This is a genomic window from Stutzerimonas stutzeri (assembly GCF_000590475.1).
Taxonomy (GTDB): domain Bacteria; phylum Pseudomonadota; class Gammaproteobacteria; order Pseudomonadales; family Pseudomonadaceae; genus Stutzerimonas; species Stutzerimonas stutzeri_D.
Genome location: NZ_CP007441.1, coordinates 2,422,757 through 2,438,792 on the forward strand (window position 1 = coordinate 2,422,757; position 16,036 = coordinate 2,438,792).

Annotated in this window: 11 protein-coding genes; 3 read left to right on the forward strand and 8 right to left on the reverse strand. The window is 61.1% G+C overall.

Annotated features, from left to right (window positions below; translation table 11 throughout):
* Positions 1 to 289 precede the first annotated feature (289 nt).
* The 8 genes from fdhE to CH92_RS11275 form a co-directional block, all read right to left on the reverse strand.
* A complete protein-coding gene (fdhE, locus tag CH92_RS11235; protein ID WP_025241876.1) occupies positions 290 to 1,231 on the reverse strand; it encodes a formate dehydrogenase accessory protein FdhE in 942 nt (313 codons plus the stop codon).
* Entirely contained in the window at positions 1,228 to 1,917 is a 690-nt protein-coding gene (locus tag CH92_RS11240) for a formate dehydrogenase subunit gamma (protein ID WP_025241877.1), read from the reverse strand. The genes fdhE and CH92_RS11240 overlap by 4 nt, the downstream gene beginning before the upstream one ends.
* Complete coding sequence (gene fdxH, locus CH92_RS11245; RefSeq protein WP_025241878.1) at positions 1,914 to 2,849, reverse strand: formate dehydrogenase subunit beta; 936 nt, start codon at positions 2,847 to 2,849, stop codon at positions 1,914 to 1,916. The genes CH92_RS11240 and fdxH overlap by 4 nt, the downstream gene beginning before the upstream one ends.
* Entirely contained in the window at positions 2,849 to 5,929 is a 3,081-nt protein-coding gene (gene fdnG, locus CH92_RS11250; RefSeq protein WP_144380985.1) for a formate dehydrogenase-N subunit alpha, read from the reverse strand. Before fdnG ends, fdxH begins: the two co-directional genes overlap by 1 nt.
* 159 nt (positions 5,930 to 6,088) lie before the next feature.
* Entirely contained in the window at positions 6,089 to 7,012 is a 924-nt protein-coding gene (ligD, locus tag CH92_RS11260; RefSeq protein ID WP_025241881.1) for a non-homologous end-joining DNA ligase, read from the reverse strand.
* A gap of 15 nt (positions 7,013 to 7,027) precedes the next feature.
* Positions 7,028 to 8,029, reverse strand: coding sequence for a Ku protein (locus CH92_RS11265; protein WP_025241882.1), 1,002 nt, complete (start codon positions 8,027 to 8,029; stop codon positions 7,028 to 7,030).
* Between the two features lie 25 nt (positions 8,030 to 8,054).
* Positions 8,055 to 8,912, reverse strand: a complete 858-nt coding sequence (locus CH92_RS11270) for an SDR family oxidoreductase (protein ID WP_025241883.1) — start codon at positions 8,910 to 8,912, stop codon at positions 8,055 to 8,057.
* A gap of 103 nt (positions 8,913 to 9,015) precedes the next feature.
* Positions 9,016 to 10,032 (reverse strand): zinc-dependent alcohol dehydrogenase family protein, encoded by a 1,017-nt coding sequence (locus tag CH92_RS11275; protein ID WP_025241884.1) that lies wholly within the window; start codon positions 10,030 to 10,032, stop codon positions 9,016 to 9,018.
* Between the two features lie 264 nt (positions 10,033 to 10,296).
* Between CH92_RS11275 and CH92_RS11280 the strand changes: the two genes are divergently transcribed.
* The 3 genes from CH92_RS11280 to CH92_RS11290 all read left to right on the forward strand — a co-directional run bounded on the left by CH92_RS11280 (position 10,297) and on the right by CH92_RS11290 (position 15,908).
* Positions 10,297 to 11,214: a LysR family transcriptional regulator gene (locus CH92_RS11280; RefSeq protein ID WP_025241885.1), complete on the forward strand. Its 918-nt coding sequence runs from the start codon at positions 10,297 to 10,299 to the stop codon at positions 11,212 to 11,214.
* 177 nt (positions 11,215 to 11,391) lie between these two features.
* The gene (gene mexE, locus CH92_RS11285) at positions 11,392 to 12,621 is read left to right on the forward strand and encodes a multidrug efflux RND transporter periplasmic adaptor subunit MexE (protein ID WP_025241886.1); all 1,230 of its coding nucleotides are present in this window, start codon (positions 11,392 to 11,394) and stop codon (positions 12,619 to 12,621) included.
* Between the two features lie 98 nt (positions 12,622 to 12,719).
* On the forward strand, positions 12,720 to 15,908 hold the full coding sequence (locus CH92_RS11290; protein ID WP_025241887.1) for an efflux RND transporter permease subunit: 3,189 nt from the start codon (positions 12,720 to 12,722) through the stop codon (positions 15,906 to 15,908).
* Positions 15,909 to 16,036 lie beyond the last annotated feature (128 nt).

Below are 16,036 nucleotides of genomic sequence, written 5' to 3' on the forward strand. Positions count from 1 at the left end.
GGATCCAAGAAAGGTCTGTACTCCAGAGCGAGGAGCGATGCGGGAAACACCGCCGGCAACCTGACGCCCGCTCGTCCCTGAATAATGCCGATCAAAGATTCCGATTGATGGAAAAGCCGCCATGACGCCGCATGCCCGCCCCGATGTGCCCCAACCCGACCCTGTCGTTCACGACAAACCGGGGGATGTACTGCAGTGCCTTGCCCTGACGATATCGAGAACTACAAACCTGGCACGCCGTTCGGTGGTCAGGCCGTAGCCGACGAGGAGCCAGAACCTACTTGAGTGCTCACGCTCCCATGATCAGCAGCGGGTTATAGCCGCTGCGCGCGTACTCATCCTGCTCGGCCAGCAGCATGTCCAGTGCAAGACTGGCGAGGTCGTCAGCAACCGGGTCGGCGCGACCGTGTAGCTCGCGCTGCATGATTTTCAGATAGCTATGGCACTCGTTGCAGGCCTCCGCCTGGACCGGCAGGAACGGCTTGCCCTGCTCATCGTCGAGGGTCAGATAGAGCAGCTTGCCGCCCGTATCGCATGCGCTGCAGGTTACGCGTTCCAGATGCCATTCGGTCGCACACAGCGCGCAGTGCAGATAGCGCACACCACTGCGATGGCGCTCGTTGTGAACCACGCTGGCCACGGGTGCAGCGCCGCAACATGGGCATAGCGCCTTCGCCTCGCCCGTGGGACGCGCCGGCACACCGGACAGACCGATGGCCAGACGCACCCAGGCGACCTGCAACGCCGCGGCCACTAGGGGCAGCAAAGCACGGGTCGCTTCGTTGCCGGCGCGCATCTCCAACACATCATCAGCCAAAGCATCGAGCTGGTCGGTAGGCATTTCGCGCAGTTGAGCGAGCAACGGTCGCTGATGTTCTCCCACGTGCAGCTCCACCGCAGCGAGAATGGCAAGCAGGTCCTTCTGCCAAATCACATCTCGGCGCAATGCCTGGAAACCCAGCGGCGGCATGCCGTGCTTTAGCGCCTGGTCGAACGCATCCGGCGCGGGACGCCAGTCAGGTTCGCGTTCGGACAGGACCTGGTGCTGGGCCTGTACCAGGCGTGCCATGAAGGCGAGAAACTCGTCCAGCGCCGGCACCTGCACAACCAGCTCTCTCAATCGGGTCGCCCGCTTGCTGAAAACCTTGGCATCCGGCAACACCACGTGGGGTGCCTCCATGATTCCGGAAGGCGCGCTTCCATAGGCGTGGTTCACTGCAGCTCCTTTCATCGGCGGCGATCCTGTACTTCGCTGGTAGGTGACGCGCTTTGCGAATCGGTTTTGCGGTTGCGCATGACGTCCTCGTACCACAGCCCGTGATGGTGTCTTGCCCAGGCATGGCTGACGCGGCCCTGCGTCATGGCCCGCACCGACCCTTTGACCCAGATGGCCGCGTAGATATGAATGATCAGCGTGATAATCGCGATGAAGGCCGCGATTGCATGGATCATCACCGCCCACCGCAACGCCCAGACCGGCATGCCGTCGGCGATCCAGGGGCGCCAAAGCACGATGCCGGTAATCAGCAGCACCGGCACGGTGGCCAGAAAGAGCCAGTACACCAGCTTCTGTCCGGCGTTGTTCTTGCCCACCGGGGGAAGCCGCTCGTCACGGTTGCTGAGCACATCGCCGATCTGCCGCACCCATTGCACGTCGTGTCGCCGAATCAGGTTATCGCCGAAAAAACGTACGGCCTGAATGACGAAGAACAGCGACATGAACACACCGATATAGGGGTGTACGATTCGCGTCGGCTCCGGCCCACCGAACAACGTGGTAAGCCCGAAGAACGCCGGATAGAACAACGCCAGCCCGCTCAATGTGAGCAGCACGAAGCTGATCGAGATGAGCCAGTGATTGACCCGCGTCCACCAGCCGTACCGCAGGATGCCGTGGTTGATGTTGGAATGACTCATAGCCGGTCCTCCCCACGCCGATCGAGCGCTCGATCGTCCGCCGCCAACTCAGGATCCGGATCGTCTTCCGGCTCTTCCTTTGGCCCCTTCATCACGTAGTGGAAGAAACCGGCCAGCACCGACACGCCCAGCGCCACGGACATGATCGGCTTGGTCACGCCCTTCCACAGCTCTACGGTCGGGCTGATGTGCGGATCCTTCGGCAAGCCGCTGTAGAGCTCAGGCCTGTCCGCGTGTTGCAGCACGTAGACGACATGGGTGCCGCCCACACCGGGCGGATCGTAGATCCCGGCATTGTCGTAACCGCGGCCCTTGAGATGCGCGACCCGGTGCGAGCCGTAATCGAGCATGTCCTCTTTGGTGCCGAACATGATGGCCGAGGTCGGGCAGCTCTTCACGCAAGCTGGCTCGAGCCCGTTGAACACCCGATCCGAGCACAGCGTGCATTTGTAGGCCTTGTTGTCCTTTTTCGAGATCCGAGGAATGTCGAAAGGACACCCAGCCACGCAGTAGCCGCAGCCGATGCAGTGCTCGGAATTGAAATCGACGATGCCATTGGCGTACTGCACGATCGCACCGGGCGATGGACAGGCCTTGAGGCAGCCCGGCTCGGCGCAATGCATGCAGTTGTCCTTGCGGATCAGCCACTCGAGATTGCCCTGCTCATCCTCGTACTCGCTGAAGCGCATGACCTCGAACGACTCTGGCGACAGGTCCTGCGGGTTGTTGTAGGTGCCGTCGCATTCGCCGACCTCGTCTCGCAGGTCGTTCCATTCGGAACAGGCGACCTGGCACGCCTTGCAGCCGATACACACCGATACATCGATCAGCTTCGTGACGGCATTCACGCCCCCATGCCGCACCTGCGGCGATGGCGTGGTGGTCGCTGAGCGAGCGATGATGTTTTGCAGGTTGATCTGATCTCCACGCATCAGGCGGCTCCTCCAATCTTCTCCACGTTCACCAGAAACGACTTGAACTCCGGTGTCTGGGTGTTTCCGTCACCCACGAATGGCGTGAGGGTGTTGGTCAGGTGTGCCTTCTTGGCCACACCCTTGAAGCCCCAATGGATGGGGATGCCGATCTGGTGCACCGTCCGACCATCGATCTGCAGCGGAACCAGCCGCTTGGTCACCACCGCAACTGCCGTGATGAAGCCCCGTTTGGAGGTCACTCGTACTCGCTCGCCAGCCGCGATACCCAACTCCTCGGCAAGCACGGCGCTGATCTCGATGAACTTCTCCGGCTGGGCAATCGCGTTGAGCCGCGCGTGTGTCGTCCAGTAATGGAAGTGCTCGGTGAGGCGATAGGTCGTCGCTGCGTAAGGGAAATCCTTGTTGGAGCCGAACGAATCGCGATCCTGCTCGAACACACGGGCGATGGGATTGTTCAGGGCCAACGGATTGTTCGGGCTCATCGGGTTGCGATCGATGGGGGTCTCCATCGGTTCGTAATGTTCCGGAAACGGTCCCTCGTTCAACCATTCCGAGGCAAACAGCTGCCCGACCCCTGTCTGCGTGACGATGAAGGGCCGGACGCCTTGCGATGGTGGCGACGTCAGCGGGAAGTCCGGCACGTCGGCCCCCGTCCAGCGCTCGCCGTTCCACCAGACGAACGCCTTGTTGGGCGCCCAGGGAGTGCCGTCGGGCCGTGCCGAAGCACGGTTGTAGAGCAACCGTCGGTTCATCGGCCAGGACCAGGCCCACTCCAGCGTGTTCCCGGTGTTGTAGGGGTCAGAGTTGTCGCGCCGGGCCATCATGTTGCCCTCTTCCGTCCAGGCGCCTGAATAGATCCAACACCCGCAGGCGGTCGAACCGTCGGCGCGCAGCTCGCTGAAATCCTTGAGCAGCTCGCCCTTGCGGCGAACGACATTACCCGCCTCGTCGGTCAGGTCGATCAGCGCTCTGCCGTTGTATTCCTGTGCCAGTTCCGCCGCCTTGGGGAATTTCGGATCCTTGTAGTTCCAGGCGAGATTCAAAATGGGCTCCGGGAATGCTCCACCTTCCTCCTGGTACAGATGTTTCAGACGCAACATGACCTCGCCGAGAATCTCGGTATCGGTCATCGACTCGCCAGGGCCTGGTGCGGCCTTCTCGTGCCATTGCAACCAGCGCGAACTGTTGGTGATGGAGCCGTCGTCCTCGGCGAAGCAAGTCGTGGGCAAGCGGAAGACCTCAGTGCCGATCTTCGACGGGTCCACGTCATGGTATTCGCCGAAGTTTTTCCAGAACTCGCCGGTCTCCACGGTCAAAGGATCCATGATCACGAAGTACTTGAGCTTCGACAGGCCATCCATGACCTTGGCCTTGTTGGGAAACGCCGCCAGGATGTTGAAACCCTGGCAGAAGGCCCCGGTCATCTTGCCCAGTGTCATGTCGTTGATGGCATAGAGCACGTCATAGATTGGCACGGAGAGTTTCGGCAGCCAGTCGTAGCACCAGTCGTTTTCGGCTGTAGCGACATCGCCGTACCAATCCTTCATCAGGCTGACGAAGAACCGCTCATAGAATTTCCAGTAGGACACCTCACCTTCGACCAGCGGCTGTTTGATCCGCGTCTTCATGTAGTCGGCGTAACTTTGCAGGTTCACCGACGGCAGGTTGAGGTAGCCCGGCAGCAGATTGGATAGCAAGCCGATATCCGTCAGGCCCTGAATGTTCGAATGGCCACGCAATGCGTTCACGCCGCCGCCGGGCATGCCCATGTTGCCAAGCAGCAGCTGCACCATGGCGCCGCAGCGAATGATCTGCGAGCCGATGGTGTGTTGCGTCCATCCCAGCGCATAGAGGATGGTCATGGTCTTGTCCGGCGCCGAGGTCTGCGCCATCAAATCCCAGATCTCCATCACTTTGTCCCGCGGCATGCCGCAGACATTCTCGACCTGCTCAACGGTGTAACGGCTGTAATGCTGGCGCATCAGCTGGAACACGCAGCGCGGGTGCTCAAGCGTCGGGTCGGCGCGCGCGAAGCCCCGCTCATCCAGCTCGAAATTCCAGGTCTCGCGGTTGTAGGTCCGGTCTTCAGGGTTGTAGCCGGTGAACAGTCCTTCCTCGAAACCGAAGCCTTCTTTGACGATCAGGCGAGCATCGGTGTACTCGCGGACGTACTCGTGAGCGTAGCGGTCGGATTCGATCAGGTAGTTGATGAAACCGCCGAGGAACACGATGTCCGTACCGGTCCGGAGCCAGGCGTGATAATCGGCAACCGCTGTGGTTCGGTTGTAGCGAGGGTCGATGGAAATCAGGATCGCGTTGCTGCGCTCCTTGGCATGCATGACCCAACGGAAGCCCACCGGATGCGCTTCGGCCGAGTTGCCGCCCATCGACAGGATGACGTTAGCGTTGGCAATGTCGACCCAGTGGTTCGTCATGGCACCGCGACCAAATGTTGGGGCAAGACCTGCCACCGTTGGTCCGTGTCAAACGCGCGCCTGGTTGTCGATCTGAAGGATGCCGAGTGCTCGTGTGATCTTCTGCGTGAGATAGGCCGTCTCGTTGGTGCAGGCTGACGCCGCCACCATCGAGGTGGTCAACCAGCGATTGACCAGCCGTCCCTGCTCGTCGTGCGTTTCGAAATTCTTGTCGCGATCGTCCTTCATGTGGCGCGCGATGCGCGTGAAGGCCTCGTCCCAGCTGATGCGCTTCCATTCGTTGGTGAACGGCTCGCGCACTTCCGGGTATTTGACCCGGGACTCGCTCTTGATGAAGTCCAGCACACCCGCTCCACGCGGACAGAGCGAGCCGCGGCTGACGGGGTGATCCGGATCGCCTTCGACATGATAGATATCGTCGATGACGTTGGCGGCGCCATCGCCGCGGGAGTAGAGCAACATGCCGCAGCCCACTGAGCAGTAGGTGCAGATATTGCGGGCTATTTTTGCGCCGGTCAGTTTGAAGTGACGAATCGACGCGACGGCTTCATCAGGCGCAAACCCCATCATGGCCATGCTCGATGCGCCTACACCTGCCGCACCGAACTTCAGGAACTGTCGCCGGGATACTCGCACGGTCATCGGTATCTCCTGTCTGCATTGTTATGTTCTGCTCATCGAAGAAGTCGACTGCAACCGCTCTACGATGGTTCCTGCAGGTCGACGATGGGCGTGGCGCATGTTCGCTGCGCCAGTTCTAGGCTAGCTGCAGTTTGGATAATGGGAAGGTCACCTGTCGTCTCAGGTGTCGGCGTTGAGTGCTTTGAGCAGGCGCGCCGAAATCGTCTGGCGCGTCGACGAATATTCGGTCCAGGGATCCTCTCGCATCTGCTCCAGGCGCTCATACAGGTTGTGAATGGTCCATTGGTTTGCCCCGGTGATCTGCTCCAGCTCTTCGCGCCTGATAGGCACGGAAACCGGCAGCCCCGGTCGCGCGCGAACCGAGTACGCCGCCACGGTGCTGGCGCCGCGCTGATTGCGCAGGTAATCGACGAAGATTTTGCCGACGCGATTCTTCGGCCCCATCTTCGCCGCGATCTTTTCGGGCGCCTGCAAGGCGAGGCGCGCCGTCACGCCGCGTGCAAATTCGTTGATGCAGTCCCAGCCCTGACGACGGTCGATCGGCACCACCACGTGCATACCACGCCCACCGCTGGTCTTGAGAAACGCCTTGAGGCCCAGCCCGGCGAGCAGCTCCAGGGTCATCAATGTCGCTTCGATCATGTTCGACCAAGGCAGTGCGGGGTCCGGATCGAGATCGAAAACGATCCGGTCCGGGCGATCAATACGATCGCTACGGGCGTTCCAGGTGTGGAATTCGACGGTGCCCATCTGCACCGCCTCGACCACAGCGGTGATGTTGTCCGCCTGGATCAGACGCGCATGTTCAGGGTCCAGTGATTTGTCCAGGACGCGCATGTGCGGCATCTTCAGACGTCCGCAATGGCGTTGAAAAAAACTTTCACCGTCCACCCCATCCGGTGCGCGGACGATGGACAGCGGCCGGTTGCTCAGATGCGGCGTCAGCCAGTCGCCCACCGACAGGTAGTACTCAGCCAACTGCAGCTTGGTGCCGCCGCTTCGCGCATCGATGACCCGCTGCGGATTGCTGATACCAATGCCGCCCACGTCGGGGCGGCCGCCCTTGCCGGACTTTGCAGACATGGTCACCTCGCAGAGTCAGCTGGCCTTCTTGCTGTTGGACTTGCTGGCCGTGCTCTTACGTGCAGCCGGGGCCTTGGCGCCGGAGGATTTGCTTGCGGTCGACTTGCTCGTGGTCTTGGCCTTGCTGGGGGTGCTTTTACTCGTTGTGCGTTTAGCCGGTGCGGCCGGTTCTTCGTCGGCTTCCTCCTCGTCATCGACCTCAGCCGCAGGCGCGGCTTTCTTGGCGGTCTTGCCCGCCAGGCTGCGCTTGAGCAGTTCGGTGAGGTCGATGACATCGGCGCTGCGGCGATCGACCGCCTCTTCCGGCCCGCCGACGGCCTCGAGCTTGCCTTCGCGAGCCTTGGTCTCGACCAGATCCATGATCTGGTCCTGGAAGGTATCTTTGTATTGTTCGGGATTCCATTCTTCGGTCATGTCTTCGACCAGTCGCTTGGCCATGTCCAGCTCGCGCGGGTTGAGGTCGGCATTGAGCGCCTCGTCCTTCATCTCGAGGTACTCGACGCCGCGCACCTCATCGGCCCAGCGCAGCGTATTCATCACCAAAGCCTTGCCCAAAGGCATCACTACCGCCAGGTGCTGCTTGTTGCGCAGCACCACGTTAGCAATGCCGACCTTGCCGGTCTGGAGCAGCGTCTCGCGCAGCAGCGCGTAGACTTTCTCGCCGCGGCGGTCGGGCGTCAGGTAATAAGGCGTGTCGATATAAAGAAACGAAATGTCCTTGGCGTCGACGAAGGCGACGATATCCACGGTCTGCGTCGCTTTTGGATGCGCTGACTTGATCTCGTCGTCGCTGATCACGACATAGTGACCCTTCTCGTATTCCACGCCCTTGACGATGTTTTCGCTGTCGATGTCTTCGCCGGTGGTCTTGTTGATGCGCTTGTAGCCGACCCGGTCCATGCTGCGTTTGTCCAGCCAATCGAAATCGATCCCTTGCCTGGTGGTCGCCGGGACCAGGGCGACTGGGATATGAACCAGACCGAAACTGACGGCACCCTTCCAGATCGTGCGAGGCATAACCTTCTCTCCTGTCGACCGACGATCAGCCGTTGACTACCGTACCGCCGTTCACGTGGATTACCTGACCGCTGACGTAGGATGCGTCGCTACTGGCCAGATAAACGTAAGCCGGAGCGACTTCATCAGGCTGGCCGGGGCGCTCCATCGGTACGTTCGCGCCGAATTTCTGTACCTTCTCCTCGTCGAAAGTCGACGGAATCAAGGGGGTCCATATGGGACCAGGCGCCACGCCATTGACCCTGATGCCGCGTTCGGCAAGGTTCATCGACAGCGAACGGGTGAAGGCGGTGATCGCACCCTTTGTTGCGGAATAGTCCAACAGTTGGGGGCTGCCCTTGTAGGCCGTCACTGAAGTGGTATTGATGATCGAAGCACCTTCTTTAAGGTGCGGTAGCGCGGCCTTGGTCATCTGGAACATGCCGAAGATATTGGTACGGAAGGTTTGCTCCCATTGCTCTTCGCTGATGTCTTCCAAGCCTTTCTGCGGGTGCTGTTCGGCGGCGTTGTTGACCAGAATGTCGAGCTTGCCGAACTTGGCCAGCGTTTCGTCTATAACCTTGCGGCACACGTCGCGATCGGCCACATCGCCTGCGAATGTCAGGCACTGGCGGCCTTGCTCTTCCACCACCCGCCGCGTTTCGTCAGCGTCCTGATGCTGGTCGAGATACAGAATCGCCACGTCTGCGCCCTCTCGGGCAAAAAGCACCGCGACTGAGCGACCTATGCCGCTGTCGCCGCCGGTGATGATTGCGACCTTGCCTTGTAGCTTCCCGGCAGCCTTGTAATCTTCGCCGCGGAACTCAGGACGCGGATTCATCAAGCCCTCTTTGCCGGGCTCGGGTTGTTCTTGAGGTGGCAGGGTCTGGTTTTCGTCGGCCATGCAAAAATCCTCCGTCAAGGTAAATAACCTGTCTTCGGAGGACTTGAGCCGCTAGGGAAAAGTTTCTGTGAAGCGACGAGAGGGCCCGGGCTGCGGGCCCTGTTCAGTCGACGCGAAGCACGACTCGTCCGCGCGGTATGCCACTTTCAACGTACCGATGCGCTTCGACTACGTCATCGAAGCCAAACACCTTATCGACCTGAGGCGTGATCAACCGATCGGCCGTGAGCTGGTTGATATGCAACAGCGCGCGCTCAACCGCCTCGCGATTCTGCTTGATGCCCAACTCCGGCTGGCCGGTGAAATCGCATAAGCAATGAAGGAAGAACTTGAAGTTTTTCTTGAAGGCCGCGCACGCCGGAAACGCCGTTTCGTTGCCCCCATTGAGTCCGTAAAGGATGAGTTTGCCGCGCGGCGCGATGACATCGCCAAGGAGCTTCATCTGCGAGCCGCCGCAAGCGTCCAGCACCACTTCGACGCCCGCACCGCCAGTGATTTTCTGCAAGCGCCCGACCAGGTCTTCCTCTTCGGTGACGATCACCGTTTCGGCACCCAGTTCGCGCAGGAAGTCGCGATCCTCAGCCGTCTCGCACGTGGCGATCACTCGCGCGCCCAGTGCCTTCGCCACCTGCACGGCGGTCGGGCCGGTGCAATGGCGCGCCTGGGTCACAAGCACATATTGCCCGGGTTCGAGCTGCGCCAGCTCGACCAGCGCAAAGTAAGCCACCAGCGCGGGCGTGTAGTGAGTGGAGGCTTCGATCGGACTGAGCATGTCGGGATAGTGGACGAGCGAAGTATGCGGCAGCAGCGCATGTTCACCGTAAAGGGGGTACTGATTGAGGTCATGAGCGGGAAAGCTCGCCACTTGATCACCGACGGCGAAACCGTCCACCTCGTCGCCCACCGCCAGCACTTCGCCCGCTATTTCACTACCAAGCCCGGACGGAATTCTTGCATGGCGCGGTGCAAGGTCTTGTCGCCAGAGCACGTCGTTCCAGCTGATGCCAATAGCACGAACGCCGATCAGGACCTCGCCGGGGCCTGGCCGTGGCACGTCCTGCCGCTCATAGCACAGGACTTCGGCAGGGCCGAACTGATGGAAACGAATGATACGGGACATTAGAAAGACCCCTCGATTACTACTGTGTTAGTGACTCTATCTGCACCTTCGACACAACTCCAGCCGTGATTCCCGCATTCCGCTCGATAGTCGCCATGCGCGGGAATGATGATGCCCTGTATGTAAAGCCGCATCACAACCTGCAGCTTTGTGTAATTGCAAAGCGGAAATGGACATGCCGACGTCACGCCGTTCTGTCTAGAATGCAGTCGCACCCTGAAGTCAGCCGCGCCCTTCGTCTGACCCTCGCTTGAAGTGAAAGGCATGAATCGCAACGACCTTCGCCGTGTGGATCTGAACCTGCTTATTGTCTTCGAAACGCTGATGCACGAGCGCAGTGTGACCCGAGCGGCCGAAAAGCTGTTTCTCGGCCAGCCGGCGATCAGTGCCGCACTGGCACGCCTGCGCACCTTGTTCGACGATCCGCTGTTCGTGCGCACGGGCCGCAGCATGGAACCGACCGCCCGAGCGCAGGAAATCGCCAGCCTGCTCTCCCCCGCGCTGGATTCGATTTCCACCGCGGTCAGCCGCGCCTCGAGCTTCGATCCGGCCACCAGCGAGCTGGTGTTTCGCGTCGGCCTGACTGACGAAGTCGAATTTGCCTTACTGCCTCAGTTGCTCCGGCGCATACGCGCCGAGGCGCCAGGCGTGGTGCTGGTGGTTAGACGTGCCAATTATTTGTTGATGCCGGGACTGCTGGCGTCCGGTGAGATATCGGTAGGCGTCTGCTACACCCAGGAGCTGCCTGCGAACGCCAAGCGCAAGGTCTTGCGCCGGCCGAAACCGATGCTGCTGCGTGCCGACAGCATTCCGGGCCGCATGAGCATGGAAGACTACTGCTCGCGTCCTCATGCCATGGTGTCTTTCGCGGGCGACCTGAACGGTTATATCGACGAGGAGCTGGCGCTGCATGGCTGCAAGCGCAAGGTGGTGCTGGCGGTACCGCAGTTCAACGGGCTGGCAAGTCTGCTCGCAGGGACCGACCTGGTCGCAACCTTGCCGGACTATGCCGCATCTGCTCTCGCCGCCAATGGTGGCGTGCGCGCCGAGCCGCTGCCATTCGAGACCAGCCAGGACTTCGAGCTTTCCATGGCCTGGCGTGGCGCGCAGGACAACGACCCCGCCGAGCGCTGGCTTCGCTCACGTATCCAGATGTTCGTCGGCGACCCCGACAGCCTCTGATCGTTGGCGGGGTGCGACCGCCCCCGCAGATACCTTTTTGCGCCTCGCTCACCATCGATGGAGCCGTCGGCAACATCATCCCGAATGATATTCACATTCGCCTTGTTCGATTTCTGCATCCTGAGGCCACCCGTCACACTCCCGCCATCGATAAAAACCCGAGTTGCGGAGTCAAGCATGGAACGTTCACTCAAAGCCTTGCGTTACCCACTGGTTGCGGTTGCCGCTGCCGTCGTTGGCGCATGCGGACAAGCGCCAGAGGCCACCGAAGCGGCAATGCCAGCCCCACAGGTCAGCGTCGCTGAAGTCATCGAGCAGCAGGTCACCGAATGGGACGAGCTCACCGGGCGCCTGGAGGCTCCGGAGTCGGTGGAGATTCGTCCGCGGGTGTCCGGCTTCATCGACAAGGTCGCCTTTGAGGAAGGCGCATTGGTCAAGAAAGGCGATCTCTTGTTCCAGATCGACCCGAGGCCGTTCGAGGCGCAGGTGAAGCGCCTGCAAGCCGAGCTGCAGCAAGCGCGCGCCACCCAGCAACGCACCGCCAGCGAAGCTCAGCGTGGTGAGCGTCTACGTGCCAACAACGCCATTTCCGCCGAACTCGCCGATGCGCGCGTCAGCGCCGCCAGCGAAGCGAAGTCCGCCGTTGCAGCCATCCAGGCTCAACTGGATGCAGCCAAGCTGGACCTCAGCTTCACCCGCGTTACCGCGCCCATCGATGGCCGAGTTGGGCGGGCCCTGATCACTGCGGGCAACCTGGTCAATGCAGGCGATGCCTTGCTGACCACACTGGTCTCCACCGACAAGGTCTACGCCTACTTCGAAGCTGATGAACGCACCTACCTCAAGTACCGTGAGCTGGCGCGCGAAGGCGAGCGCGGTGAAGCAACGCCTGTCTACCTCGGGCTGTCCAGCGAGGACGGTCATCCGCACCTGGGCCACATGGACTTCATCGACAATCAGGTCGATCCACGTACAGGCACCATCCGCGGGCGCGCCGTGTTCGATAACCGTGACGGGCGCTTCACTCCAGGGCTTTACGCGCGGCTGAAGCTGGTCGGCAGCGCCACCTACGAGGCGGTACTGATCAAGGACGTCGCGGTGGGAACCGATCTTGGCAAGAAGTTCGTGCTGGTCCTGGGCGGTGACGGCAAGGTCAGTTATCGCTCCGTCGAGCTGGGCCCGAAGCTCGAAGGCTTGCGCATCGTGCGTAACGGCCTCGAACAGGGTGAAACAATCGTCGTCAACGGCCTGCAGCGTGTTCGCCCAGGCGCAGCGGTCGCGCCGCAAAGCGTGCCGATGGCAGACGCCGATACCCTCGCCGCACTCAAGGAACAAAATCGCGCCATCACCGCAGCCTTCAAGCCACAGGTCGTTGATCGCAGCGTGGCGCGCAGCCCGAACAGCTGAGCCCTACGCAGATACCCGTCGATCGTGCGCCTCGGCGCACCGCCAGAAACCGATTCCGTCAGGGCGCGTCACGCGCGCCCTGCCCCCCGGAGTGCGTCATGAATTTTTCCCAGTTCTTCATTCAACGGCCGATCTTCGCCGCGGTGCTGTCGCTGATCATCCTGATCGGCGGCGCCATCTCTCTGTTTCAACTGCCGATCAGCGAATACCCCGAAGTCGTCCCGCCCACGGTGGTGGTGCGTGCGAACTTCCCCGGCGCCAACCCCAAGGTAATCGGTGAAACGGTGGCTTCCCCACTGGAGCAGGCCATCACCGGTGTCGAGGGGATGCTGTATATGTCGTCCCAGGCGACCGCCGATGGCAAGCTGACTCTGACTATCACCTTCGCCCTCGGCACCGAGCTGGACAACGCCCAAGTCCAGGTACAGAACCGGGTGACCCGCACCATGCCGACTCTGCCCACCGAGGTGCAGCGGCTCGGCGTGACGGTGGACAAGGCTTCGCCGGACCTCACCATGGTGGTGCACCTGACCTCGCCGGATGAGCGCTACGACATGCTCTATCTGTCCAACTACGCCGCCCTCAACGTCAAGGATGAGCTGGCGCGGCTGGACGGCATCGGTGATGTGCAGTTGTTCGGCATGGGCGACTACTCGTTGCGCGTCTGGCTCGACCCGAACAAGGTGGCCTCGCGTAATCTCACCGCGAGCGACGTGGTCAATGCGATTCGTGAGCAGAACCGCCAGGTTGCTGCCGGCTCGCTCGGCGCTCCGCCAGCACCGGGCGCGACTGACTTCCAACTGTCGATCAACACCCAGGGTCGCCTGGTCAGCGAAGAAGAGTTCGAAAACATTATCGTGCGGGCTGGTGCCGATGGCGAGATCACCCGTTTGAAAGATATTGCACGCATCGAGCTGGGCTCCAGCCAATATGCGTTGCGCTCGTTGCTGAACAATCAACCGGCTGTCGCCATCCCGGTTTTCCAGCGTCCGGGCTCCAATGCCATCGAGATTTCCGATTCGGTCCGTGCCCGTATGGCCGAGCTGAAGAAGGACTTCCCCGAAGGCGTGGACTACGAGATCGTTTACGACCCGACCATCTTCGTGCGTGGCTCCATCGAGGCGGTGGTGCATACCCTGCTCGAAGCCATCGTGCTCGTCGTGCTGGTGGTGGTCCTGTTCCTGCAGACCTGGCGTGCATCGATCATCCCGCTGGCCGCCGTGCCCGTATCGCTGATCGGCACCTTCGCTGTAATGCACATGCTCGGCTTCTCGCTCAATGCGCTGTCGCTGTTCGGGCTGGTCCTCGCGATCGGTATCGTTGTGGACGATGCCATCGTCGTAGTGGAAAACGTGGAGCGTAATATCGGCCTCGGCAAGTCGCCGGTGGAAGCCACCAAGCAGGCGATGAAGGAAGTGACCGGTCCGATCGTCGCCACCGCGCTGGTGCTCTGCGCAGTGTTTATCCCCACCGCCTTCATTTCCGGTCTCACCGGGCAGTTCTATCAACAGTTCGCGCTGACCATCGCGATCTCCACGGTGATTTCGGCTTTCAACTCGCTGACCCTCTCGCCTGCTTTGGCCGCCGCCCTGTTGCGCAGCCACGATGCCCCGAAGGATGGCTTCTCGCGGTTGCTGGACAAGCTGTTCGGCGGCTGGTTGTTCGCACCATTCAACCGCGTGTTCGACCGTGCCAGCCATGGCTATGTCGGTGCGGTGAAGCGCATCCTGCGCGGCAGTGGCATCGCATTGGTGGTGTATGTCGGCCTGGTAGGCCTGGGCTACATGGGCTTCGCCAGCACCCCGACCGGCTTCGTACCGCCGCAGGACAAGCAGTACCTGGTGGCCTTCGCGCAATTGCCCGACGCCGCGACCCTCGACCGCACCGAGGATGTGATCAAGCAAATGTCGGAAATCGCCGGCAAGCACCCTGGCGTGGCGAATACGGTCGCCTTTCCGGGCCTGTCGATCAACGGCTTCACCAACAGCCCGAACAGCGGCATCGTGTTCGTCACCCTGAAGGACTTCGACGAGCGCAAGGACCCGAACTTGTCGGCCGGGGCCATTGCCGGTGAGCTGAACGGTCAGTTCTCGGGCATTCAGGAAGCCTACCTGGCAATCTTCCCGCCGCCCCCTGTACAAGGTCTGGGCACCATCGGCGGCTTCCGTGTGCAGGTGCAGGATCGCGGCAGCCTCGGTTACGAGGAGCTGTACAAGCAGGTACAGAATGTCATTGCCAAGAGCGCCGATTATCCGGAGCTGGCCGGTTTGTTTACCAGCTATCAGGTCAATGTGCCGCAGGTGGACGCCGATATCGATCGGGAAAAGGCCAAGACCCACGGCGTGGCAATCGATCAGATCTTCGACACCATGCAGGTCTACCTTGGCTCGCTGTACGCGAACGATTTCAACCGGTTCGGCCGCACCTATCAGGTCAACGTCCAGGCCGAACAGAAGTTTCGCCTGTCGCCCGACCAGATCGGCCAGCTGAAGGTGCGCAACGATCGGGGTGAGATGGTTCCGCTGTCGACCTTCGTCAAGGTCAGCGACAGCGCCGGCCCCGATCGCGTCATGCACTACAACGGCTTCCTCACCGCCGAGATCAACGGCGCGGCGGCTCCCGGTTATAGCTCCGGCCAGGCCGAGGACGCCATGGAGCGTCTGCTCAAAGCCGAGCTGCCGAACGGCATGAGCTACGAATGGACCGAACTTACCTATCAGCAAATTCTGGCTGGCAACACCGCGATGTTCGTCTTCCCGCTGTGCGTACTGCTGGCCTTCCTGGTACTGGCGGCGCAATACGAGAGCTGGAGCCTGCCGCTGGCGGTGATCCTGATCGTACCGACGACACTGCTCGCGGCCATTACCGGCGTGATCCTGTCGGGTGGCGATAACAATGTGTTCACCCAGATCGGCCTCATCGTGCTGGTGGGCCTGGCGTGCAAGAACGCCATCCTCATCGTCGAGTTCGCCAAGGACAAACAGGAAGAAGGAATGGATCGGCTGGCGGCGATTCTAGAAGCCTGCCGGCTGCGGCTGCGCCCCATTCTGATGACCAGCTTCGCGTTCATCATGGGCGTGGTGCCACTGGTGCTGTCCAGCGGTGCCGGGTCGGAAATGCGCCACGCAATGGGTGTTGCGGTATTCAGCGGAATGCTCGGAGTGACCTTCTTCGGCCTGCTGCTGACGCCGGTGTTTTACCTGGTGATTCGCGCCTTCGTCGAGAAGCGCGAGGAGAAAAAGGCTGTATTTAACAGACTGCGTGGAAACGTAGCGAGCGAAGGTTAAGCAAGGCAAAAACAGGCGAGGAAGCGGAGTTTACGGATTGTAAATGAGCATTCCGACTGAGCTCGCATCCGAGCCTGTTTTTAACGCGGCATAACCGAGCGCAGTAGTTTCCAAACAGTCTGTCCAAG